The organism is Aeromonas sp. PrichA-15 (assembly GCF_017939245.1).
In the GTDB taxonomy this organism is placed as follows: Bacteria; Pseudomonadota; Gammaproteobacteria; order Enterobacterales; family Aeromonadaceae; genus Aeromonas; species Aeromonas caviae.
The window spans coordinates 1-293 of sequence record NZ_JAGKRH010000398.1; the positions used below are offsets into that span (position 1 = coordinate 1).

Annotated in this window: 1 pseudogene; it reads left to right on the plus strand. The window is 58.4% G+C overall.

From position 1 onward, the window contains the following. A pseudogene (locus J9889_RS23925) lies at window positions 1-293 on the plus strand (IS4 family transposase); the annotation flags it as partial.

Sequence of the window (293 nt, forward strand, 5' to 3'; positions counted from 1 at the left end):
ACGCTGAGAAGCAAGAAAGTGGACTTGGTCTATCAGGAGCTGTGGGGATTGCTGCTTGGATACAATCTGGTCAGGCGGGAGGCCAGCCAGGCCGCCGTAGCCCATCAGCGAGCGCCCAATGAGGTGAGCTTTAAGTTTGCCTGTCATTTCATCGCGAACCAGATGGCAGTGATGGCGGGCGCGTTATCGCCAGCCCATACGCCACGGAGGTTGGCGGAGTTGCGGGGCTGCATAGGCGTCATGTTCATAGAAAAACGCCCCAGGCCATCGAGACCCAGGGCGGTGAAGATATC